Origin of the sequence: Bifidobacterium vansinderenii (assembly GCF_002234915.1) — a bacterium.
In the GTDB taxonomy this organism is placed as follows: Bacteria; Actinomycetota; Actinomycetes; order Actinomycetales; family Bifidobacteriaceae; genus Galliscardovia; species Galliscardovia vansinderenii.
Genome location: NZ_NEWD01000066.1, coordinates 1 through 1,342, shown reverse-complemented (window position 1 = coordinate 1,342; position 1,342 = coordinate 1). Strand labels below are relative to the sequence as shown.

Annotated in this window: 2 protein-coding genes; both read right to left on the bottom strand. The window is 45.3% G+C overall.

The annotated features are described in order from the left end of the window. The coding region (locus Tam10B_RS13100) for a hypothetical protein (protein ID WP_143248667.1) at positions 1 to 331 on the bottom strand (331 nt) is incomplete at its 3' end. Positions 332 to 472: 141 nt separating this feature from the next. Further along, positions 473 to 1,342: hypothetical protein (locus Tam10B_RS13330; RefSeq protein ID WP_158214226.1), on the bottom strand; the 870-nt coding region annotated here is incomplete at its 5' end.

Genomic DNA, 1,342 nt, shown 5'->3' with positions numbered 1-1,342 from the left:
AGCCTACATCAATCTTTTTGTGGAATGAGAGTGGGGCTATACCTTTTGTAATAAAAGAAGCAAGAGCATAACCAGTGGCGCCATATGCCAGCCAGGAAAAAAGGTTTTTGTTTATTTTAAACCTTTGTGGCTGTGTTTCTTTTGCAGCAAATGAGGCAAGCGCAGCGAATTGCACGATGGTCGGTACGAGTTGAACAAGGTAACCCGCAATTGAATTATGGGCCATACCTACAAAAAGTAGGATAGTGATAAAGAAACCAATTGCTGCTCCAATGCCGAGGGCAATAGTGCGTGTACGCGGGCTTACGGAATTTTCTGTATTCTTATCCAATCAAATCCTTTCTTGTTTGGGACAGTTGTATTGTGCAATGAAAAAATCTCCATGGCGAAAAACTGCCATGGAGATTTTGCGGTGTGTTAGTTGTGATGCGAGAAACGTGTTGAAGTCAAACGCTAAGTATAAAACCTTTTTTTACTGTTGACTTGTGGCCGACGCCTCATCGATCAGTTTCTGCTCTGCGTTCCAAGCATCGTTGAACAACTCCTTCAGGGTTTTGTCTTTATCCTTCTTGGGCTTATCGGGCTCGCCGAACTTTTTGATGATAGGGGCTTCGGCCTTAATCATGTCGGTGAACAGTTTCATCACATCCTTTGCTTTTATCTTGCTACTTGTAGCCAGTGCGTGCTTGAAGCATTCTCGGAATTCATTCAATCGAGCAGCCGTATCGTCGTCTTCGTTAGCGTTTTGGAAGAGCAGATCGATAATTCTAGCTATGGCGGTCTCGTCTAAATGTGACACGGTTCCTTCGGAGAATGTTGGATCTTTCTCCAAAGCATCTTCGATCCGTTTGAGAGAAGGATCATCTACCTTGAACACGGTATCCATGAGATCGCGGAACCGCCCCTGATTGTCTTTGTAGAATCGGATGCAGAAGAAATTCTTTAGTTTTTCTTCGCTGGAGTCCGTGCTGATTGGCAATTTGGTTTGTCCGTCATCAACATAGTTGATTGCACAGAATGCCCGACCATATGCTTCGATGAGTTCTTTCGCTTGAAAGTGCCCGTTGCTGCCGGAATGATGTGGCCAAGGAATAATCTGCCATGGTTTGATGTCTTTGAGCACTCGTTCGCTGGCAGGCTTGAATTTTATCTGTTTCTTCCCATCAGGCTTGATTTTTATCTGCTTTCTGGTGAGTCCGAGGTCGTATCGAATAACGCTGTAGGCGCGCGACGTGACGAGCAGCAGAGGTCTGCTGCGATTTTCAATATTGCTCTGGCCTTGGTTTTTGAGACGCTGTTCGTTGGCTTCCTTCAGTATGTCATGCTCAGTCTGGAGCAGCTG